Origin of the sequence: Nocardiopsis sp. NPDC006832, assembly GCF_040635885.1 — a bacterium.
Lineage (GTDB): Bacteria > Actinomycetota > Actinomycetes > Streptosporangiales > Streptosporangiaceae > Nocardiopsis.
In genome coordinates, this window is record NZ_JBEYLC010000023.1 from 1 (window position 1) to 22631 (window position 22631).

Sequence of the window (22631 nt, forward strand, 5' to 3'; positions counted from 1 at the left end):
AAGACCAGAGCCGGCCACCGCAGGGACGCGGCCCGCCCTGTGTCCGGCCTGTAGCGGGCCCTTCGTGACCGGACCCGTCACGTAGTGGCGACGCGCCCCACGAGGACACCAGAGGGAAGGGAAGGGATCCGGCCGGCCACGGCCGGACCGGGCCCCCGGGGCCCGAAGGGCCCTGGGCCGTTAGGACCCCAACCACTCTCCCCCCTTCCCCGATAGCCGCCAAACCGCCGCCCGTGCCGTACGGGTCAAGGCCACCAACCCCGCTGATGAGCAACTCAACATTGCCTTGACGCGTACGGTGCGGGCGGCAACAATCACGCGGCGGGGAAGGAGGGAGAACCCACCCCCACCCCGCCCAACCACCCCAAGGTTCTCCATCTCAGGCGCCCCACCAACCCACCCCCACCCCGCCCAACCACCCCAAGGAACTCGACCCCAGGCGCCCCACGTACCCGCCCGAGCAACGCCCAACAACCCCCACCCCCACCACCGGCAGCACGAAACCAGACGCCCCTCTCCAAGACTCCAAACCCCCAGACCCCAAGCCCCCAAGCCTCCAACATCTAACGATGAGTGAACAACACGTCACCGACCGATAATCGGCTGTTGGTCGGCAACTAGGTCCGTGTTCAGCCCCATCGACGAAGGTTGCTTTCCGTCGGTCCCCCGACCGGCTTCACCCCCGAGGCGACGGAGAGCAATCCGCATGCTCACGAAACGTTCCCAACATGCTCGAAACCCCTTCCCTCCGCAGGCACGCCGCTGTTCTCGTGCCCTTATCGCCGTGTCGACGGCGGCGGTCGTCGTCGGTGCCCTCACCTTGGTGCCCGCCACGGCCGCGCCGACCCAGCCCCAGGACCAGCCCCAGGCCCAGCACCAGAACTGGGACGACATCGCCTACCGTGGCGCGATCGAGGTCGTTCAGGCCGAGGACACTCCCGAGGACGACTCGGTGCTGACCGGCAAGGTGTTCATCGACCAGGACCGGGACAGCGCCAGTGACGACGAGGCCGGGCTGGCCGGGGTCACGGTGACCAACGGCCGCGACGTGGTGCGGACCGATGACGAGGGTCGGTACGAACTGCCCGTCTTCGACAACATGACGGTGTCGATCACCCAGCCGTCCGGCTACCAGGTGCCGGTGGACGAGTACAACGTTCCGCAGTTCCACTACAACCACCTGCCCGAGGGCTCCCCCGAGCTGCGTTACGGGGGCATCGAGCCGACCGGTCCACTGCCCGGCGCGATCAACTTCCCCCTGGTGGAGAGCGAGCTGACCGCCGAGGCGGCGCAGAGCTGCGTCATCGCCGGTGACCTGCAGACCTATGACAAGCAGGAGGTCGAGTACGCCCGGGCCGGCGCCATCAAGGACCTGTCCGAGCGTGACGACTACGCGGGTTGCGGCACTCTGTTCGTCGGCGACGTCGTGGGTGACGACCTGTCGCTCTACCCCGACATCAAGGAACTGACCGCCGAGACCAACGGTCCCGCCCGTTTCCTGCCCGGCAACCACGACCTCGACTTCGATGCCCCGAGCGCCGCGCACTCCTTCGACACCTTCCGCGAGCAGCTCGCCCCCGCCTACTACTCCTACGACGTGGGCGACATGCACGTGGTCGCGCTGAACACCGTCGACTACCCGTGCACGGCGGCCGAGGACAGCCCGGAGGGCATCGAGGAGCACTGCGCCGACCCGGAGGGCAGCCCGTCGTACAACGGCCGGATCAGCGACGAGCAGCTGGCCTGGTTGGAGAGCGACCTGGAGAACGTGTCCGACGACAAGTTGATCGTGGTCGCCGGGCACATCGGTCTGCTCAACTACGCCGACGAGAGCTCTCCGGTGCACCAGGTCGACCAGGTCGTCCGGGTGCACGAGCTGTTGGAGGGCCGTGAGGCCGTCACGGTGGCCGGGCACAGCCACAGCATCGAGAACCTCAAGACCGGCGACGACGTCGAGGGCTGGCGTGACCTCTTCGGCATCGAGGGAATCCCGTTCCCGCACATCACCGCGGGCGCGATCTCCGGTGACTGGTACTCCGGCGAGGTCGGCGAGGACGGCTACCCCACCGCGATCGGCCGTGACGGTGGCCGCCCCGGCGTGGTGACGTTGGACGTGGAGGGCAACGAGTTCCAGGAGCGTTACACCGTCACGGGCGAGTCCGACGAGGTGCAGACGCAGCTGAGCCTGAACAGCCCCACCTTCCGCGAGTGGTTCGACGAGCGCCAGGAGTGGAACGACGACCCCGCCGGAGAGGCCCCCGAGCTGGACGAGCCGCTGGTGCTCGACCGGGCCGACCTGGCCGACGGCACCTGGCTGACGACCAACTTCTTCATGGGTTCCACAGGTTCGACCGTCGAGGTCGCCGTCGACGGAGCCCCCGCGCAGGAGGCCACCCGCACCCAGCAGATGGAGGGTGAGGACGTCAACGTCGGTGTCGAGTACTCCGACCCGTACGCGATCGCCCAGCAGTTGGTGCACGGCGGCAGCCTCGCCGACCGGAGCATGCACCTGTGGCGGTTCGACCTGCCCGGCGACCTCGAAGCCGGCGCCCACACCGCCGAGGTGACCGCGACCGACTCCTACGGCCGCGAGTTCACCGACGTCCTCGAATTCGAGGTCGTCGAGGAGGGGTAGACCTGCCCCCACGACAAGGGTCGTCGCCGGTGTTCGATCACCGGCGACGGCCCTTCGTCGTGGCCGGGAAGCATCACTGCGCGCAGCACGGTCGTCGTCCGTGGTCTCGCGTATGGCCTCTGTCGCACCTGGGGTCGGACCCCGGGTCGATCGCGCGCCCTGACCGGAGCTCCCGTAAGCTGACCTGCCGAACCGGGACGAACCGGACCGGCGATCCAGAGAGCTCCGAGAACCGCAACGTGAAGCGTCGAGCGCCCGAATGGGCGACCCTCTCCCCCAGGCGCGAGGTCCTCGCCGTCGTGCGCAGCGTCCCCGCCGCCGGGCGGCTGCTGGACGTCACCTCGCTGCTGGCCGACGAGCGGGTCGGGGTCACCTTCACCATCACCCCCGGTTCGGCCTCCGAGTCCGGGATCGAATCCCTACTGCACACCGCCGGTGTCGACGAGGTCCTGCCCTGGGAAGAAGCCCTGCGCAGCCCGCACGACCTGGCGTTGGCCGCCAGCGCCAAGGGCGCCCCTCACCGGGTGCCGGCCCCACTGGTACTCATGCCGCACGGGGTCGGACACAACCGACGGGTGGGCGCCGCCCCGGGTTCGTTGGCAAGGGCCTCCGGGCTGGATCCGAGCGAACTCCTCCACGAGGGCGAACCCATCGCGACGCGATTCCTGTACTCGCACCGTGAGCAGCTCGAACGTCTCCATCGAGTGCTCCCGGAGGCCCGGGGCCGTGGTGTGGTGGTGGGCGACCCGGCCTTTGATCGGATGCTCGCCGCCGGCGGGCGCCGCGACCGGTACCGGGAAGCCCTGAACGTGGACGCTCGTCGACTGGTGGTGGTCTCCTCCACCTGGAATCGGGGGTCGTTGTTGGGCGCGCGCCGCGACCTGGTGCGGGCCCTGCTCGCCGAGCTGCCCCACGACGAGTACCGGGTAGCGCTCATCGCCCACCCCAACGTGTGGCGATCGCGCGGGCGGGCCCAGTTGGAGCTGTGGTTGGCCGACGAGATCGAGGCGGGTCTGGCCCTGATCCCGCCGGAGGAAGGATGGCGCGCCGCCCTGATCGCCTCGGACGTGGTGGTGGGCGACGTGGGTTCGGTGACCTACTACGCGGCCGCCCTGGGCCGGCCGGTGCTGCTCGCGGCCTTCGACATCGCCGACATCGATCCGGCCTCGCCCCTGTTGGAGTTCGGTTCCCTGTTGCCGCGTCTGGGTTCGGGGCGCCTGGTCGAACAGGTGGACCTGGCCACACGGTCCCCCGTGGTGCCGGTGGCCGATCTACTCATCGAACACCACGGCGACTCGGCGTCCCGGCTCCGTACGGTGCTGTATTCACTGCTGGATCTGACCGAACCCGAACGCCCCGCCTACTTCCCGCCCTTGCCCGACCTGGAACCTCAGGTCGACGACGTCACCGCCTGGCGGATCGACTCGGAGGCCGTTGAGGGGCCGGATGGGACAGAGCTGTCTCTGCGACGCCACCCTTCGGCCGTGCCCATCGGGTCGCCGGAGGAGGCCGCCACCCGCCCGTTGGTGGTGGACGCCGAGGACACCGCCCTCCCTCGCCGGGACGCCGCCGACGCCTGGTCGCGTCGGCGGGTACGGAGTGAGGCGGACTCGGTCTCCTGGGTGAAGGAGCGGATCGCCTCCTATCCGCGTGCCCGGTCGGCGGTCGCCGCCCTGGACCGGAACTCCACACTGTTGTTGGACCGTTCCGGTGCGGCGATGCGGGTGCACGACGTACACGGCGACCACCCCCTGGACGCCTCCATGGTGGCGGCCGCCGCCGTGGCCTGGTCACGCCGTGCCCACCCGTGGCGGGCCTGGCACCATGGGTTGCCCCTTCGCGTGGGTGAACGAACCCTGCGTCTGAAAGGCACCCCCCCCCCCCGCCGGAATTCGCTTTTCTGGGGGATGTCGAGGAGGTCCGGGGCTATCGGTAGAGTTCGCGCCGGATCTGCGCCGATTCGGTTTCCAGGTGGTAATGTCCGGCCACCTTCCCAGCCCACTCCAACCGCTTGCGTGACAGGTCGTGTTCGCCCCGTGTGCGGTCCAGTTCGGCCAGGAACCGCGCGCCCCGCACCTGTTTGACGGGGTCGGCCACCTGGACGAAGACCTCCAGGGCCGCCTCGGCCTTGCGCGCGGCCTCGTGGGTGCGGTCGATCCCGGCCAGGCCCCGCGCCAGGAGCAGTCGGATCCGGGCCCGAAGCTGTTTCCAGTCGTCCACGACCCACCGTGCCCACCGGTCCGGGCTCTCCCTGTCGAGCTCGGCGATACGCCGGTCGGCGATGTCCTCCGCGTGGGTGAGCTCGTGGAGCGCCTCGGTGAGATCGCCTCGGCGCAGGGCCTGACCACCCAGCTGGTAGGTCTGCATCGCCTCACCGCGCGGACGTCCCGCCTCGCGGTGGATCCGACGGCAGCGGGTGAGCAGTTCGCTCGGAGAGTCCTGGGGCGACCCGGGCAGGTCGGGGTCGCGTTCCTTGAGCAGCGCCTGTGTCTCCAAAACCACCGCGCGGTCGAGCTCGTGGTCGGTACGGTCGGCCTCGCGTTCCGCCTCGGCGACAAGGGGAAGCGCCTGCTCCGTCATGTCGAGCTCGATGTACAGACGGGCGAGGTAGTTGGCGCAGCGGGCGACGGCACCGTGGTGTTCCGACCGCCGTGCCACTTCCAGGGCACGTTGATAGATACGAACGCCGGTCTTGAGACGACGACGGCCGTAACAGGTCGGCCAGACCGCGTCGGCCAGTACCGGCACCGCCAGGGGGCGGTCGAGTTCCAGGGCCAGGGACATCAGTTCGGGGACACGCTCGATCTGACGGTCCTGCCACTCCGCGGCCTCCCGCCGGCCGTCGAAGGGGACCAGGTGGTCTCCGGGCGGAACGGTGAGTTCGGCGGTGGGCAGGTCGTCGGTGAGCCGGTGTCGTTCCCCGAGCGCCGCGCGATCGGCCAGGTGGTGGGTGACGGTGTGGTAGCGCAGCACGGCGAACGCGTCGGAGGCCCAGTTCTCACCCGCCTCCTCCCGGACCCGTTCGCGGACCAGTTCCACCATCCCGCGACCGCCGCCCTCGCCGCGATGCAGCATCCCGGCCTCGGCCAGTCCGTTCAGCACTTCGTCGGCCCGCTCCCCCAGCACGAGATGGGCCAGTTCCCGGTCGAAGCCGCGGCCCGGGTCCGTGGCGAGGACGTCGAGGACTCGGCGCCGATCGGGTGCCAGACCGGAGACCGCGAGGTCGACCACGACCTCGGCGCCGCTCCTTGGCGGAAAAGTGGAGCGTTGCCGTTCCCGGATCGCGCTCACCAGTTCGGCCACGCCCAGTTCCTGGGCCTCGATGTGCCCGGCGGCCATCCTCAGTGCCGCGGGCAGGCCCCCACAGAGTTCGACGAGCCGTTCGGCGGCGGCCCATTCGTCACGGCCCCTCAGACGTCGGTCGACACCGTGGAAGGAGCGTAGGAGCGCGAGCGAGTCGTCCCCGCCCAACGCCGTGAGGGTGACGGCTTCGGCGCCACCGGCCACCAGCTCCGCGGTCGAGGTGAACCCGAAGGCGCAGGCGGCCACGACCAGGTGCGGTCCGGTGCCCAGGGACAGGGCGCGAAGATCCCTCTCGTCGGCGACCCCGTCCAGGAGCAGCAGGAGCGGCTTTCCCGTGGTGGTCCTGCGCAGCCGGCCGTGCAGGACCGACGCGTCGGTCTCCTCGCCCACGTCCCCCACCTGGAGTTCGGCGAGCATCCTGCGCAGCACCGCCGCCACGTCGAGCACACCTTCCCCGTCGCGCCAGTCGCGCAGGTCGAAGTAGAGGTCGCGGGCCTCGAACCCGCGTCCCACACGGTGGGCCACCTCCGCGAGGGTGACGCTCTTGCCGACCCCTCGTTCCCCGGTGAGCAGGGCGAGCGCGCCACGTCGTTCCCGTAGGACCTGCGCGGCCACACTCTCCAGCCGGGCGAGTTCATCGACGCGGTTGGTGTACTTGCGATCGGCGTTGGGCGCCTGGTGCGGCGGCGCGGGCGGCCTCGGCTCCATGAAGGTGACGGAGACCCGGTCTCCTTGGATGGACGTGCCGTGGTTGTCCCGCAGCTGGTAGTGGTGTCGGGGGTCGGACACCTTCGGCCTCCTAAGGGTGTGTTCGCACGCGTGCGCCGAGTGGTCACGGCCACCGCCGATCCTAGGCCCCGGGCCGGGCCCGGGGCCTAGGACGCCCCCATCTGTCCGTTTCCGGTCTCGGGTTCAGTCCACGCCGGCGGCCTCAAGGGTGCTCGCGTCCGGGGCCTTGCTGAGCAGGCTGGCGATCACCAGTGCCAACACGGCCGCGGGCAGCGCCACGATCACGCCGTTGAAGCCGCCGGGCGCCCCCGCGACCTCCCAGCCGATGGTGACGGCGGACCCGGTGATCAGGGCCGCCACGGCACCGGCGGTGGTGGCGCGTTTCCAGAACAGGACCGCCAGGACTGCCGGGGTGATGGCCGCGCCGTAGACCGTGTAGGAGTACATCTGCAGGTCCAACACGGTGGGGAAGTACAGGCCCAGGGCGATGGCGACCAGGGCGATGGCCACGACCGAGGTGCGCTGCACCACCAGGGTGCCCCGTTCTCCGATCTTGTCGCCGGCGAACCTGGCGAACAGGTCGTAGGCGACGTTGGAGGCGCCCGACAGCATGAAGGACGATCCGGTGGTGACGACGAACGCGACCGCGCCGGCCAGCAGCAGGCCGCCGATGATGGTGGGCAGGTGGCCGTCGGATGCCAACCGCAGCACGGACTCGTCGCCGTTGATGCCGGGCATGAGCACGGCGGCGGAGGTGGCCAGCATGATCACGGGGACGAACACGAAGAAGCTGGCGATGAGCATGCCCAGGGTGGAGTTGCGGGCGGCGCGTTCGTCCTTGGCCGCGGCCAGTCGCTGGTAGAGGTTCTGGTCGGCGAGCAGGAGCAGGAACAGCGGCAGGAAGTAGCCGAGCAGCTGCAGCGGGCCGAGTCCGCCGGTGGGGGTGCGCGCGACCTCGGGCAGCCCTTCCCAGTAGGCGGGTAGTCCGCCGACGGCGACCAGGATGAGCGGTACCGCCACGATCAGCGCGCCGAAGACGAGGATGGCGGAGACGAAGTCGGTGTAGGCGACCGAGAACAGACCTCCGGTGACGGTGAGGATGGTGACGACCGCCGCGACGACCAGCGCGCCCTGGGTGGGGCTGAGCGGTGTGATGAGCGCGAGGACGTAGCCTCCGCCGACGAACTGGGAGGCGACCAGACCGATGTAGGCGATGGTGGTGACCACCGCGGCGACCGTACGGACCCCGGTGCCGAAGCGGGCTTCGAGTAGTTCGGGGACGGTGTGGCGAGCCGCCCTGCGGATGCGGCGTGCGGCCAGCAACAGGACGAGGATGCCCAGGGGTGTGCCGGCGAAGAAGACCATGCCCGCCATGGGGCCGTGGTTGTAGGCGAAGTTCGCGCCGCCGATGATGGTGCCCGATCCGACCCAGGTGACGACGAGGGTCGCGATCATGACGGGGGTGGACAGGCTCCGCCCGGCGAAGAGGAAGTCCTCGCCTGTGCGGACCTTCGAGGATCGGGTGTAGTACAGGCCGATCCCGACCATCACCACGAGGTAGAGGGTGATGAGGATCAGGTGCGTCGTTTGCATGGATGGCCTCTAGAGGGAGACGGAGGGGTTTGGCTGAGGCCCGATGTAACCAGCAACGACGACAGGAATGCAATAGATATTGCATCTTATGTGACCTGGATCACCTAGAAGAGTTCCGCCTGCTCCCACAGCCGTTCGGTGCGACGCACCGCGGCCAGGGCCGTCTCGCCCCCGACCCTGGCCAGATCGGCCAAGATCGCGTGCACGATCACCATCGCCGCGGTCAGCGAGGGGAACATGCCCACTCCCTCGCTGGGCACGACGACGACGTGGTCGGCCACGGCGACCAAGGGCGAGTCCCGACGGTCCGTGATCAGCGCGACCGGCACCGATTCGTCGGCGGCCATACGCGCCGCCCGACCCAGCGCGACGGGGAGCATCCACAGATCACAGACCACCAACAGGTCGCGCTCGTCCATCCGCGCCAGGGCGTTGACCAGTGAGGTGCCGCCGGAGTCATGGAGTCGCACGTCGTAGCCCATGATCTGGGCGGCGTGGGAGAGCTGGACCCCCGGCGCGGCGAAGGTGCCCGAGCCCAGGACCAGGGACCTGCGCGCCCGGTGCAGGGCGGCGGCCACCGCGCGGACCCGATCGGGTTCGAGGGTCCGCTCCAACAGACGCAGGTTCTCCCGGTCCGAACGCACCGCCGCCCGTACCGGATCGGCGTCGGAGCCGGCGTGTTCGGCCAGCACCTCCCCCGCGCTGAGCGAGGCCAGGTAGCGCGAACGCAACTCCACGCGCAGCGCCGGCCAGCCGGAGTAACCCAACTGTTGGCCGGCCCGCACCACCGTCGCGACGTTGACCTCGGCCCGTTCGGCCACTTCGGCGGCGGTCGCGTAGGAGGCGAACCTGGGCTCGTCCCGCAGCACCCTCAGCACCCTCTCGGTGGCCCTGCCCGCGCGCCCGCGCTCCAGTGTCTCCTCGATCCAGTCCGCCATCGCCCCGTCCGTTCTTCGTTCGAGCGATCCGGACCGCCCGGTTCGCGCCGAACCCAGCGATATCACCCCCGCTGGACAACGACACCCAGATGCAACGTATATTGCATTTCATCGTCGTGGCCCATCCTACGACCGACCGTGCACCCACGCCTTGGAGGTTCCCCGTGACCGACCACCCGCGCCCCATCGTGTACACGAACACCGCGCTGCTCGATCCCGAGACCGGAACCCGCGCGCCCGGGAGCTGGTTGCTCGTCGAGGACGGCGTCATCGCGGCCCGTGGTGCGGGTGAGGTCCCGTCGAGCGTCACCGACCGGTCCGAGACGGTCGACCTCGCCGGGGCCACGCTCATGCCCGGCCTCATCGACGCCCACGTGCACGCCACCGCGTTGAGCGCCGACCTGGGCGCCGTAGGCGACCACTCCCCCTCCTACGTGGCCGCCTACGCCGCGAACTCACTGTCCGACATGCTCGGCCGGGGGTTCACCACCGTTCGCGACGTCGGCGGCGCCGACTGGGGGCTCGCCGAGGCCGTGGACGACGGACTCATCGACGGGCCCCGCCTGATCTTCGGCGGCAAGGCCCTGTCCCAGACCGGCGGGCACGGAGACTTCCGTCCACGCGGCAGGCACGGCACCGACCAGCACGGATGCTGCCCGGGGGCGGGTCTGATCTGTGACGGACCGATCGAGTTCCGCCGCGCCGCCCGTGAACAGCTGCGCACCGGCGCCCACCACGTCAAGGTGATGCTCTCGGGCGGGGTGGCGTCGCCCACCGACCGGATCGACTCCACCCAGTCCGCCGAGGACGAGCTGCGCGCGGTCGTGGAGGAGGCCGAGGCCGCCAACCGCTACGTCACCGGGCACGCCTACACCGCCCGGGCGGTCAACCGCGGGTTGCGTCTGGGGGTGCGCTGCGTGGAGCACGGCAACCTCATCGACGAGAGCAGCGTGGAGCTGTTCGTGGAGCACGGCGCGTTCCTGGTCCCGACGCTGGTCACCTACCGCGAACTGTCCCGACAGGGAGCTCGCAACGGGCTTCCCGCCGAGAGTCAGGCGAAGGTGGACACGGTGCTGCACCGGGGTCTGGAGGCCCTGCGGATGGCACACGAGGGCGGGGTGCGCCTGGTGTTCGGCACGGACCTGCTCGGTGGCATGCAGGTCCACCAGAGCGCGGAGTTCGCCATTCGCGGCGAGGTCCAGCCCGCGGCCGACGTGGTGCGCGCGGCCACCAGTGAGGCGGCGGCCCTGCTGGATCTGGAGGGCGAGGTCGGCACGCTGCGCACGGGGGCGCGCGCCGACCTGGTCGTCGTGGACGGTGACCCGCTGACGGACCTGTCGGTGCTGGCCGAACCCGAGCGTGGCGTGCGGGCGGTGCTGCGCGGCGGTGTTCTACGCCGCGGGGGTCTTTGAGGGCACGGGTGCGCCCAAGGGATCAGGCGGGGCGGACCGCGCCGGTCGAGCGCAGCAGCGCCCGGTCGCGCTTGCGGCGTTCGCAGCGCACTTCCTCAAGAGCCCTCTTGAGCTTTTCCTCGGGCGTTTCCGTTTTCTCGGCCAGGTAGTTCTCGCGGGGGCTGGTCAGTTTGAACTTTCCCATCACGACCATTCCTCTTCTCGGGGTCGGGCCCTCCGGTCGCGCCTCGGGCCGCCTCCGCGAACAATATACCCAGTGCGGCGGCGAACAAAGCGATCGTGGATCCGTGCTGGTGGTCCAGGCTGCCCGGGTCCGGGGCGTCGATGGTGACCATTCCGAAGGCGTGTTCGGTGGAACGGATCGGCGCGGCGATGAAGGTGCTGTAGTGGGCGCCGGTGCCCGCCCAATAGGGGGTGTCGGCGCCCTCGGAGCGCAGGTCCTCGACGATGACGAAACGGCCGGGTAGTTCGTCGAGGATACGGAAGGCCTGGTCACCGCGTTCGGTGCCGCGGACGAAGTCGCGGGGGCGGTCGGGGCGCCCCGCGGGGAAGCGGGGTTCCATCCGTCGCCCGTCGTTGGAGACCACGAACACCACGGCTCGTACCCCCGGTACCGAGATGAAGGCGGCCCGCAGGTCGCCGGCCACCCGCATCGCCGCGGCCTCGGCGGTCTCCACCCTCTTGTCACGGGGGCGGAAGGTGACGGTCGCGGCCAGTTCCAACAGCGGCGCGAGCGCCTCCTCCAGGACCTTCTCCCGGGCGGTGGTGAGTTCGTTGTTGTTCTTGCTGCGCCGTTCCCACCAAAGGTCGAGGGCGGGGATGACCACGCCGACGACGATGGGCGGCACTCCCCACCAGATCACGATTCCGGAGACGATACCGCCGAAGGCGACCAGGAGCCCGGACAATGTCAGGGCCAGGGGTTTGTGACGGTGCGCGATGTAACCCAGCCACGAAAGCGTGCCCAGGAGGGGGTTCACGGGCTTTTTCACGCGGCTCACTGTAGCGGGGTCGGCGCCCTTGCGTGACGAAGGCCCGGTGGGCGGCACCGGCGTGATGCCGGGTGCTCCACCGGGCCCGAGTACGGATCAGTGACGACCGGAGGTGACATCCGATCCGGGTTCGATCTCCTCGGTCGGTTTCCGGTCCTCGTCGGTCTCGCCGGTCTCCTCGACGGTCTCGTCCTGGTGCAGGTGGGCGCGCTCCAGGGCCGATCCCTCCACGTCCACGTCGGGCAGCACACGCTCCAGCCACTTGGGCAGCCGCCAGGCGGCGTCACCGGCCAGGTGCATCACCGCGGGGATGAGCAGCATCCGGACCAGGAACGCGTCCAGCAGCACACCGAACGCGAGCCCGAAGCCCACGGAGCTGATCATCATCATCTCGGAGAAGATGAACCCGCCGAACACCGAGATCATGATGATCGCGGCGGCGGTGACCACCGAACGGCCGGCCCGGAAGCCCTGCACCACCGCGAGGCGGGCCGGGGCGCCGTGCACGTAGGCCTCGCGCATGCCGGTACCGATGAAGAGCATGTAGTCCATGGCCAGGCCGAACAGGATGCCCACCATGATCGTGGGCAGGAAGCTCAGCACCGGACCCGGGTTCTCCATCCCGAGCAGACCGCCGAGCCAACCCCACTGGTAGACGGCGACCACACCGCCCAGGGCCGCGAAGTAGGACAGGATGAACCCGAGCGTGGCCACCACCGGCACGAAGATCGACCGGAACACCAGCAGCAGGATGACCAGGGACAGGCCCACGACCACGGTCAGGTAGGTGGGCAGGGCACCGGCGATCTGCTCGGAGATGTCGATGTTGCCGCTGGCCATACCGGCGACGCCGAGCGGCGCCTCGCCGTGGATGGGTTCCATGCCGCGCAGCGTGTGGACGAGGTCCTCGGTGGACTCGCTGGAGGGACCCTCCACCGGTTCGACCTGGAAGATGGCCAGGGTCTGGTCGTCGGAGACACCGATGGGCGCCACCGCCTCGACGTCCTCCAGCGCGTAGATCGCGTCGGCGACCTCGTACTGGTATTGCTCGGCGTTGGCCTCGGCCTCGTCGTCGTTGGGGCCGCCGGGCAGATCGGCGGTGACCAGGAGCGGGCCGTTCTGGCCCTCGCCGAAGTTCTCCTCGATGGCGGTGTAGGCCTTGAACTGGGTGGAGTCGACCGACTGCGAGGAACCGTCCGGCAGGCCCTGACGCAGGTCCAGGACGGGCAGGGCGATGACGCCCAGGACGATGATCGCGATGGCGGCCCGGCCGAGTGCCCGAACGTTGGACATCGGCTTGACGTGGCCGGGCCTCTCAGGAGCCTGGCCGTTGACTGAGGCGGCGCCCAGGCGGGCGTGCTCACGCTTGGACAGGATGCGCTTGCCCACCAGTCCCAGCAGTGCCGGGATGAGGGTGATGGCGACGATCACCGCGATGGCGATGGCGATGGCGCCGACACTGCCCATGAGGCCGAGGAAGCCGATGCCGGTCAGGTTCAGGCCCAGCAGGGCGATGAGCACGGTGGCGCCGGCGAACACCACGGCGTTGCCCGCGGTGCCGTTGGCCAGACCCACGGACTCCTGGAGTTCCAGTCCCTGCTTGAGTTGGCGTCGGTGCCGGTTGACGATGAACAGGGCGTAGTCGATGCCCACCGCCAGGCCGAGCATGAGACCCAGGATCGGGGTGATGTCGGCGATGGCCAGGACACCGGACAGCGCCATGGTGATCAGGGTGGCGATGCCCACGCCGACGAGGGCGGTGAGGATCGGCAGGCCGGCTCCGATGAGGGTGCCGAGCATGACCACCAGGACGACGCCGGCGACAACCACGCCGATGATCTCGGCCTTGCTGACCAGGCTGGGCAGTTCCATGGCGATGTCGTCGGCGAACTCGACGGTGGCCCCGTCGACCGGTTCCGACTCGAAGACGGAGATGACGGCGTCGCGGGTCTCCTGGGAAACCTCCTCCTGCGCGTCGGTGAAGGAGACCATCACCATGGCGGCGTTGCCGTCCTCGGAGACGGTGCCGATGCCGTCGGCCATCTCCATCAGGGCCTCGCCCTGTTCGAGCTGCTCCTCCTCGGTCTCCAGGGTCTCCAGGCCCTGGTCGATCTCGTCCTGTCCGCCGTCGAGGGCCTCCTCCATCTGGTCGAGCATCCCGGCGGCCTCGGCCTGGGCGCGGTTCTCGTCCAGTTCCTCCTGGCCGGCCTCGATCTCGGCGCGGGCGTCGTCGATCTGTTCGCGCCCGTCCTGGAGGAGTTCGACCTGCTCGGCGCGCTCGTCCTCTGTGGCGAACGGGTCTACGACACCCTCGACCCCGTCGACCTCGGTGGCGAGGTCGACCCGCTCACCGATGGCCTCCTTCTGTTCGTCGCCGAAGGGCTCACCGTCATCGGTCTCGTAGATGATGGTGCCGGCGCCGCCGCCCATGCCCTCGAACTCGGTCTTGAGGCGCTGGTTCACCTGGTCGGTGGCGGTGCCGGGGATGGAGAAACCGTCCTCCAGCTCTCCCGAGAAGAGGAAGAAGGCACCGCCGGCGGCGACCAGCAGGGCCAGCCAGAGCGCGATGACGATGCGGGCGTGCCGTGCCGAGGCACGCCCTAGTCGGTAGAGAAGTTCAGCCATGGTTCTTCCGCAGGAGTGGTGGGTGTGGTGAGCGGATCCGCTCAGGTGGCCGCGGTGCCGGTGTCCAGGGTGCCGAGGCCGTCGCGGTAGGTGCCGATCATGCGGTCGAGCAGTTCGTTCCAGACACGGCGGGATTCGGCGGTGTCGGCCCCTTGGGTGGCCCTCTCCCAACGACGGACCACGACCAGGGCGCCCCCGATGAGGGCGCCGCACATCAGTTCGACCTCCATGGGGTCGGCCGAGGGGTGGTGACGCAGGGTGGTGGCCGCGATCCGGGTTCCCAGGTCGGTGAGGGCGCGCTCGAAGAGCACGGCCTGGCGCGGGTTCAGGGCCCGGTCACCGGTGGCGAGGACGTGGCCGGCGCCGCGGTCATCGGTCTGGAAGATGCGCGTGAGTTCGTTGATCGGGGTGACCAGGTCGGTGGCGCGCAGGGCGCCCGCGACCCGGTCGAACATCGATGTGCCCTCGTCGGTCGCGGCGAGGTTGGCGTCGACGCCGTCGAGGATGACCGCGAGCATCTCGCGGAACACTTCGAGGGTGATGTCGTCCACCGTCTTGAAGTGGTTGAAGACGGTGCGTCGGGAGACGTCGGCGCGCGCGGCGAGACGGTCGACGGTGAAGTCGGTGCCGCCGATCTCGGACATCAGCTCGGCCGCGGCGTCGACGATGGAGCGCCGGTGCCGTGCCTTGAGAGCCTCACGTCGATCGAGGGCGGGCGAGCGCCGCTGTTCTGCCATGGTGCAAGACTACGGAACTCGGTGCACTCAGTGCAACGACGCACTGAGTGCACCGGATCACATCGCTTCGGACGTGTCCACCCATGGGCCCACCGAACGGACATAGGACGCGGTCGTGGCGACCATGAGCACCAGCGCCGCGACGCCGAGCAGGCCGTGGTACCACTCCCATTCCGGGCCCGATCCGAGGAAGGCTCCACCCACCATCGCCACGGCGGCGGCGCCCACCCCGATCAGCGCACCGGCCAGGAGGAACAGCATCAGCAACCGTGGCACTCGGCGGCCGGCCTCGGTCACCGCGGCCAGGATCAGCAGGGCTCCGGCGAGCCCTGTGGCGGCCGCGAGCCACTGTTCGGCGGCCACACTCAACACCGCGCTTACGGGGCGTTCATAGGCCTGGGGCGGCACGTCCGGGCCGCCGGGAAAACCCAGACGGCCCTGGGAGGCGTAGTAGGCCTTACCGAGGGCGTAGCCGAGGAAGGCCACCACCAGTGGCGCGGCGAACCATCGTGGGCGGCGGTCGTTCACGAACGTTCCCCTGTCAGGCGCGGGCCGGCCGGTCGCCGGGCCCTCACACCCAGAATAGTCCCGTGAGGTCGGGTGGGGCCTCCCCCGTTGGAGGGAGCGGTGTCCCACGGTGGGGGGAGTCGTGGCGCGCGAGCGGGCCCCGATGTCACTTGCGCTTGGCGCGGCGGCCCACACGCCAGTAGGCGCAGAACTGGATCTCGTCCTTGGGCACCCCGCAGGTCCGGGCCAGGGAGCGAACGGCCAGGACGAAGGACGCCTCGCCCACCACGTACACGCGGGTGTCGGCGGCGATGCCGCGTGAGCGCAGGTGTTCCAGGGCCCGGTCGCCGGCGGACTCACCGTAGGTGCGCACGTTCCAGACCGGGTCGGCGCCGACCAGTTCACGACGGTCAGCGGCGTCGGGGATCTCCAGGACGTAGTCGCAGGGCGCGCCGTTCAGGGAACGGGCGATCCCCTCCACGCCCGGCAGTCCGCTCTCGTCGGCCACCACCAGGACCGGGCCCGTGTGGTCCTCGACGTTGAAGATGCGCCCCTGGTCCAGCATGCCGATGCGGTCACCGGGGCGGGCCTCCAGGGCCCAGCGGGCGGCCACACCCTCGACGTCGCCGGTGGTGACGCAGCGGTGGATGACGAAGTCCAGGTCCAGCTCCCAGACATCGCCCACCCGGCGGGCGTCACGGATGGTGTAGTTGCGCACCAGCGGACGGTGCGACTCCTCGATGTCCAGCAGGCGGGAGTACCACCCCTCCGCTCCGCCCAGGGGCAGGTCGAGGGTGCCGTCCGGGGCGGTCAGGAACAGTCGGAACCAGTGGTCGAAGCCCAGGTACTCGAAGTCGTCCTCGAACCCGTCGCCGGTGCTGCGCAGGGTGACGCGGGCGAAGCCGGGGAAGGGGCGGGAGGTGGCGTGCACGGCCAAGGAACGGACCGAGGCGGCGCGGGGGTGGACGGGGCGAAAGTCGGCGAGCTTCTCGGCCATGGGGGTGCCTCCTCAAGGTGCGGGTGATCGGGAGGGGGCGTCCTCGATCCGCGGTTCGGGCTGTTCGGGGTGGGTGCGGCCACGATTCCGGACGGGAACCCGAAGGACCTCACCTTGGCCAGGTTAGACTAACCTAACTAAATTATCGAGGCCGGGTCGGCATCGAATTTCCAAGCCGGCCGGGTCGGGGTTGTGGGAACCCCACAGAGCGCTCCGTGTCACGGTGTGGGCGGGAACACGCCCCCCGGAGGTCCGAGTGGTCCGCGGCGTCGGATCAAGGGCCGTTTTTGGTCGATCTCCACAACTCCACCCCCTCAAGATGCGTTGGGTGCGTCATGGCGCTCGGAGGCCCCCAGACGAGAAGGTGGAGAACGCCGGGGCCGTCTCTCATGTCGCCGCGCGCACATCATTGGTCTTACAGAAGGGCTCATTCGGGTGTTCAGTCGTGTCGCCATCGTGAACCGTGGTGAGGCCGCCATGCGGCTCATCCACGCCGTCCGTGACATCGCCGCGGAGAGCGGAACACCGATCGAGACCGTCGCCCTGCACACCGACGTCGACCGCACGGCCGCGTTCGTGCGCGAGGCCGACCTGGCCTACGACCTCGGTCCCGCCGCCTCCCGTCCCTACCTGGACATGGAGGTGTTGGAGCGCGCCCTGGTGGAGTCGGGCGCCGACGCCGCCTGGGTCGGGTGGGGTTTCGTCGCCGAGGACCCGGCCTTCGCCGAACTGTGCGAACGCGTCGGGGTCACCTTCGTCGGCCCCTCCCCGGAGGCCATGCGCAGGCTGGGCGACAAGATCGGCGCCAAGCTCATCGCCGAGGAGGTCGGGGTCCCGGTCGCCCCGTGGAGCCGTGGCGCCGTCGAGAGCCTCGAAGAGGCCCTGGCCGCGGGTGAGCGGATCGGTTACCCGTTGATGCTCAAGGCCACCGCCGGTGGTGGTGGGCGCGGCATCCGCGTCATCAACGACGGAGCGGAGCTCGCCGAGGCCTACGAGCGCACCAGTCAGGAGGCCGCCCGGGCCTTCGGCAGCGGCATCGTGTTCCTGGAGCGCCTGGTCACCGGCGCCCGCCACGTCGAGGTCCAGGTCATCGCCGACGGTCAGGGCACCGCCTGGGCACTGGGCGTGCGCGACTGCTCGGTGCAGCGTCGCAACCAGAAGGTCATCGAGGAGTCCGCCTCCCCGCTGCTGAGCCCGGAGCAGACCCGGGAGCTCAAGGAGTCCGCCGAGCGGTTGGCCGTGGCGGTGGACTACCGCGGCGCCGCCACCGTGGAGTTCCTCTACCACCCCGGTCAGAAGCTGTTCGCGTTCTTGGAGGTCAACACCCGCCTCCAGGTCGAGCACCCCATCACCGAGTCCACCACCGGGTTCGACCTGGTGCGCGGCCAGCTGCACGTGGCCGGCGGCGGGAGGCTGGAGGGCGAGGCCCCGACCGAGCGCGGGCACGCGGTGGAGGCCCGGCTCAACGCCGAGGACCCCGACCGCGACTTCGCCCCCTCCCCCGGGCGCATCGCCCGTCTGGACCTGCCCGCGGGCCCCGGCATCCGCGTGGACACCGGTGTGGCCGAGGGCGACACCATCCCCGCCGACTTCGACTCCATGATCGCCAAGATCATCGCCTACGGGAGCGACCGCGAACAGGCGATGGCGCGTCTGCGTCGGGCGATGCGCGAGACCACCGTGATCATCGAGGGTGGTGCCACCAACAAGAGCTTCGTGCTGGACCTGCTGGACCGACCCGAGGTGATCGACGCCTCCGTCGACACCGGGTGGATCGACCGGGTGCGCGCCGAGGGCGACCTGGTCTCACACCGGCACTCCGCGGTGGCCCTGTCGGCCGCCGCCATCGAGGCCTACGAGGAGGAGGAGCGGGTCGAGCGGCAGCGGCTGCTGTCCACCGCCTTCGGCGGGCGCCCCCAGGTACAGCACGAGAGCGGTCGCCCGCTCGACCTGAAGCTGCGCGGGGTCGGCTACCGGGTGCGGGTGGCGCGTCTGGGCGCCGACCGGTTCCGGGTGGTCGTGACCTCCGGTGAGGACACGCGCACCGCCGACGTGGAGCTGGAGCGCTTCGACCGGCACAGCGGTCGCATCACCGTCAACGGCTCCCGCCACCACCTGCTCATCGGCGCCCACGGCCCGGTCCACCTGGTGGAGGTCGACGGTGTGGCGCACCGTGTGAGCCTGGACGAGGGCGGCGTGCTGCGTTCGCCCACGCCCGCCCTGGTGGTGGCCACCCCGGTGGGGGTCGGCGCCGAGGTCGAGGCCGGCGCTCCGGTGTTGGTGCTGGAGAGCATGAAGATGGAGACGGTGCTGCGCGCGCCGTTCCGCGCACGCCTGAAGGAGTGCACGGTGATCGTGGGCGCCCAGGTGGAGACCGGCGCCCCACTGCTGCGTCTTGAGCCGCTGGCCGACACCGAGGAGGTCGAGGAGGCCGACACCACACCGGTCGAGCTCGATCTTCCCTCCCCTTCCGGGGACGTCCCCGTGGTCGAGCGCCTCGCGCGTGGCCGCGAGGACCTGCTCGGTCTGCTGTTGGGCTTCGACGTCGACCCGTTGGACGAGCGTCGGGTGTTCGACGAGTACCTGGCGGCCCGGCACGAGGCGGTCTCCGCCGGGCACCGTCCCCTGGCGGCCGAGCTGGACCTGCTGGACGTGTTCGCCGACCTGGCCGAGCTGAGCCGTAACCGGCCCGCCGGAGCGGACGACGTCGGCGACACCCACGTGCACAGCCCGCGCGAGTACCTGCACACCTACCTGCAGAGCCTGGACGTGGAGCGGGCCGGTCTGCCCGAGTCGTTCCAGACCAGGCTGTCCCGCGCCCTGGCGCACTACGGGGTCACCGACCTGGAGCGCACCTCCGAGCTGGAGGCCGCGGTCTTCCGCGTCTTCCTCGCCCAGCAGCGTTCCTCCACCGACGCGCGTCTGATCACCGGCCTGCTGCGCGCCTGGCTGCAGGACTCCCCGCCCGAGTCCGAACTGCACGAGCCCACCGGTCTGGCCCTGGAACGGCTCGTGGCCGCCACCCAGGTGCGCTTCCCGGCCGTGGCCGACCTGGCCCGAGGCGTGGTGTTCTCGTGGTTCGGCCAGCCCACGCTGCGCCGACACCGCGCCGAGGTCTACGCCGAGGTGCGCCGTCACCTGCGCCACCTGGACCAGAACCCGGACTCTCCCGAGCGCTCCGAGCGCGTGGCCGCCATGGTGCGCACCACCGAACCGCTGGTGCGGCTGCTCGGTCAGCGACTGGTCCGCGCCGACCTGGACAACTCGGTGCTGCTGGAGGTGCTGACCCGTCGTTACTACGGCAACAAGGGTCTGGCCGACGTGCGCACCACGCGTGGTTCGGGGTGCACGTACGTGGTGGCCGAACGCGCCGGGGTGCGCCTGGTGTCGGCCGCCGTCGGATTCGAGAACCTGGGCGACGCGGTCCGGGGCCTGGCCGAGCACACCGAGGGCGACCTTCCGGTGGACGCCGACCTGTACCTGGCGTGGGAGAAGCAGCCCGAGGACTTCGAGGCGACGGCCGCCGCCCTGCACCAGGCCGTCAACCTGCACCCGATGCCCGCGGGCGTGCGCCGCCTGACCACCACCGTCGCCGGTCGTGACGGCTCGGTCATGCACCACCACTTCACGTTCCGTCCCTCCGCCGCCGGGTTGGAGGAGGACCGGCTCATCCGCGGGCTGCACCCGCACATCGCCGAACGCATGCAAATGGAGCGCTGGAACCGGTTCGACCTGACCCGTCTGCCGTCCGCGGACGAGGAGGTGTACCTGTTCCGGGCCGTGGCGCGGGAGAACCCCTCCGACGACCGACTGGTCGCCTTCACCCAGATCCGCGACCTGACCGAGCTGCGCGACCACGAGGGTCGGCTCATCTCCCTGCCCACCGCCGAGAACACCATCGCCACCTGCCTGGACTCGATCCGTCGCGCCCAGGCCGGACGACCGAAGAAGAAGCGGTTCAACACCAACCGGATCGTCATGTACGTGTGGCCTCCGGTCGGCATCACCGACGAGGAGATCCAGGCGATCGGGCGGCGGGTCCTGCCCACCGTCGCCGGGGCCGGTCTGGAGGAGATCCTCTTCATCGCGCGCCGGCGCGACGCCGAGACCGGTGATCTGGTCAAGACGGCGGTACGGGTGCCCTTCGACGCCACCGGTGAACCGGGCCTGGCCATCGGCGGTCTGTCCACCGAGCCGGTCGAACCGATCGACGACTACCGCCAGAAGGTGCTGCGCGCCGGCAGCCGCAACACCGTCTACCCCTACGAGCTCACCGACCTGCTCGGCGACTTCGTCGAGCACGACCTGGACGAGCACCACACGCTGGTTCCGGTGGACCGCCCCAAGGGGCGCAACTCCGCGGCGATCGTCGCCGGTGTGATCACCACCCGCACCCGACGCCACCCCGAGGGCATGAGCCGGGTGGTGCTGCTGGGCGACCCCACCAAGTCGCTGGGCGCGCTGTCGGAGGCCGAGTGCCGCCGGGTCATCGCGGCCCTGGACCTGGCCGAGCGGATGGACGTGCCGCTGGAGTGGTACGCGTTGTCCGCGGGCGCCCGGATCTCCATGGACTCGGGCACCGAGAACATGGACTGGGTGGCCGCGGCGCTCAAGCGCATCGTGGAGTTCACCCAGGACGGCCGTGAGATCAACATCGTCGTGGCGGGCATCAACGTCGGCGCGCAGCCGTACTGGAACGCCGAGGCGACGATGCTCATGCACACCAAGGGCATCCTGGTGATGACCCCGGACTCGGCGATGGTGCTCACCGGAAAGCAGTCGCTGGACTTCTCCGGTGGTGTGTCGGCCGAGGACAACCACGGCATCGGCGGTTACGACCGGGTCATGGGCCCCAACGGTCAGGCCCAGTACTGGGCGCCCAACCTCATCGCCGCCCGCGACACCCTCATGGCGCACTACGACCACACCTACATCGCGCCGGGTGAGCAGGCTCCGCGACGGGCCGCGACCTCCGACCCCGCCGACCGGGACGTCTCGGACTTCCCGCACGTGGTGGAGGGCAGCGACTTCACCACCGTCGGGGAGATCTTCTCCAGTGCGGCCAACCCCGACCGCAAGAAGCCGTTCGACATCCGGACCGTGATGCGGGCGCTGTCGGACCAGGACCATCCGGTGCTGGAGCGTTGGGCCGGCATGGCCGACGCCGACACCGCGGCGGTGCAGGACGTGCACTTGGGCGGGGTCCCGGTGTGCCTGCTGGGCATCGAGTCGCGGTCGGTGCCGCGCCGCGGTTTCCCGCCGGCGGACGGCCCCGACACCTACACCGCGGGCACCCTGTTCCCGCAGTCGTCGAAGAAGGCGGCGCGGGCGATCAACACCGCCAGCGGCAACCGTCCGCTGGTGGTGCTGGCCAACCTGTCGGGTTTCGACGGGTCGCCGGAGTCCATGCGCAGGCTCCAGTTGGAGTACGGCGCGGAGATCGGCCGGGCGATCGTGAACTTCGAGGGCCCGATCGTGTTCTGCGTGATCTCCCGGTACCACGGTGGCGCGTTCGTGGTCTTCTCCAAGGCGCTCAACCCGAACATGACGGTGCTGGCCCTGGAGGGTTCGTTCGCGTCGGTGCTGGGTGGCGCCCCGGCCGCCGCGGTGGTCTTCTCCGGTGAGGTCAACGCCCGCACCGCGGCCGACCCGCGGGTGAGGGACCTGGAGGGACGTTTGGCCGAGTCCTCGGGAACGGGTCGGGCGACCCTGGCCGCCGAACTGGACGAGGCGCGCGCCTCGGTGCGTTCGGAGAAACTGGGCGAGGTGGCCGCGGAGTTCGACCGGGTGCACAGCATCCAGCGGGCCGTCGAGGTGGGTTCGGTGGACGCGGTGATCCGCGCCGCCGAGATGCGTCCGCGCATCATCGAGGCCATCGAGGCGCACCGGGACAAGGGCGCGTAGCGGCAAGCGAAAGGGGCCCACCGAGAGTTCTCGGTGGGCCCCTTCGCGCTGAAGTGGGCCGGCACGGCGGTCGCCTCACGGCGGATGGCACAACAGGGTTCCTGCCACCTGACGGTGCGGTATTCCCTGAAGGCTGTGTGTAGAGCCCGGGGGACACTTGATACCGCGCCGACCCACCAGCTGTAACGAGCCCACCCCCTCCCCTATTCCACCCTCGGCCTCATCGATGTCCGATCCAGGTCCGAGGTGTCGAGGATTC

The 22631-nt window shown here is 70.1% G+C and carries 11 protein-coding genes and 1 pseudogene; 4 read left to right on the forward strand and 8 right to left on the reverse strand.

The features are described 5' to 3' along the window. The first annotated feature begins 784 nt into the window (after window positions 1–784). A complete protein-coding gene (locus ABZ717_RS13245; RefSeq protein ID WP_358509005.1) occupies window positions 785–2635 on the forward strand; it encodes a calcineurin-like phosphoesterase family protein in 1851 nt (616 codons plus the stop codon). A gap of 239 nt (window positions 2636–2874) precedes the next feature. Then, window positions 2875–4719 carry a translation initiation factor IF-2 gene (locus tag ABZ717_RS13250; RefSeq protein WP_358509007.1) on the forward strand — a complete coding sequence of 615 codons (1845 nt, stop codon included), beginning with the start codon at window positions 2875–2877 and terminating at the stop codon, window positions 4717–4719. Between the two features lie 1240 nt (window positions 4720–5959). On the opposite strand, the pseudogene ABZ717_RS13255 reads toward ABZ717_RS13250, so the two are convergent. The 3 genes and pseudogenes from ABZ717_RS13255 to ABZ717_RS13265 form a co-directional block, all read right to left on the reverse strand. Next, window positions 5960–6646, reverse strand: a pseudogene (locus ABZ717_RS13255) (NB-ARC domain-containing protein); the annotation flags it as partial. A gap of 204 nt (window positions 6647–6850) precedes the next feature. Beyond that, window positions 6851–8260 carry a sodium:solute symporter family protein gene (locus tag ABZ717_RS13260; RefSeq protein WP_358509009.1) on the reverse strand — a complete coding sequence of 470 codons (1410 nt, stop codon included), beginning with the start codon at window positions 8258–8260 and terminating at the stop codon, window positions 6851–6853. A 104-nt stretch (window positions 8261–8364) separates the two neighbouring features. Continuing rightward, on the reverse strand, window positions 8365–9198 hold the full coding sequence (locus ABZ717_RS13265) for a MurR/RpiR family transcriptional regulator (RefSeq protein ID WP_358509011.1): 834 nt from the start codon (window positions 9196–9198) through the stop codon (window positions 8365–8367). Between the two features lie 164 nt (window positions 9199–9362). On the opposite strand from ABZ717_RS13265, the gene ABZ717_RS13270 reads away from it, so the two are divergent. Beyond that, complete coding sequence (locus ABZ717_RS13270) at window positions 9363–10610, forward strand: amidohydrolase family protein (RefSeq protein ID WP_358509013.1); 1248 nt, start codon at window positions 9363–9365, stop codon at window positions 10608–10610. A 95-nt stretch (window positions 10611–10705) separates the two neighbouring features. On the opposite strand, the gene ABZ717_RS13275 is transcribed toward ABZ717_RS13270, so the two are convergent. The 5 genes from ABZ717_RS13275 to ABZ717_RS13295 all read right to left on the reverse strand — a co-directional run bounded on the left by ABZ717_RS13275 (window position 10706) and on the right by ABZ717_RS13295 (window position 16468). After that, window positions 10706–11602 carry a GAF domain-containing protein gene (locus ABZ717_RS13275; protein WP_358509014.1) on the reverse strand — a complete coding sequence of 299 codons (897 nt, stop codon included), beginning with the start codon at window positions 11600–11602 and terminating at the stop codon, window positions 10706–10708. A gap of 96 nt (window positions 11603–11698) precedes the next feature. Beyond that, entirely contained in the window at window positions 11699–14227 is a 2529-nt protein-coding gene (locus tag ABZ717_RS13280; protein ID WP_358509016.1) for an MMPL family transporter, read from the reverse strand. Between the two features lie 41 nt (window positions 14228–14268). Continuing rightward, window positions 14269–14964: a TetR/AcrR family transcriptional regulator gene (locus ABZ717_RS13285; RefSeq protein WP_358509018.1), complete on the reverse strand. Its 696-nt coding sequence runs from the start codon at window positions 14962–14964 to the stop codon at window positions 14269–14271. A 57-nt stretch (window positions 14965–15021) separates the two neighbouring features. Next, on the reverse strand, window positions 15022–15492 hold the full coding sequence (locus tag ABZ717_RS13290; protein WP_358509019.1) for a hypothetical protein: 471 nt from the start codon (window positions 15490–15492) through the stop codon (window positions 15022–15024). Between the two features lie 145 nt (window positions 15493–15637). After that, window positions 15638–16468, reverse strand: coding sequence for a siderophore-interacting protein (locus ABZ717_RS13295; RefSeq protein WP_358509021.1), 831 nt, complete (start codon window positions 16466–16468; stop codon window positions 15638–15640). A 435-nt stretch (window positions 16469–16903) separates the two neighbouring features. Here ABZ717_RS13295 and ABZ717_RS13300 point away from each other — a divergent pair, with 435 nt between their 5' ends. Further along, window positions 16904–22372: a carboxyl transferase domain-containing protein gene (locus ABZ717_RS13300; protein ID WP_358509023.1), complete on the forward strand. Its 5469-nt coding sequence runs from the start codon at window positions 16904–16906 to the stop codon at window positions 22370–22372. Window positions 22373–22631: the final 259 nt, after the last annotated feature.

What these genes read in the sequence shown, in the direction of transcription:
- ABZ717_RS13280 (WP_358509016.1), bottom strand. Translation starts at nt 14,227, where the DNA reads ATGGCTGAACTTCTCTACCGACTAGGGCGTGCCTCGGCACGGCACGCC.
- ABZ717_RS13295 (WP_358509021.1), bottom strand. Translation starts at nt 16,468, where the DNA reads ATGGCCGAGAAGCTCGCCGACTTTCGCCCCGTCCACCCCCGCGCCGCC.
- ABZ717_RS13260 (WP_358509009.1), bottom strand. Translation starts at nt 8,260, where the DNA reads ATGCAAACGACGCACCTGATCCTCATCACCCTCTACCTCGTGGTGATG.
- ABZ717_RS13285 (WP_358509018.1), bottom strand. Translation starts at nt 14,964, where the DNA reads ATGGCAGAACAGCGGCGCTCGCCCGCCCTCGATCGACGTGAGGCTCTC.
- ABZ717_RS13265 (WP_358509011.1), bottom strand. Translation starts at nt 9,198, where the DNA reads ATGGCGGACTGGATCGAGGAGACACTGGAGCGCGGGCGCGCGGGCAGG.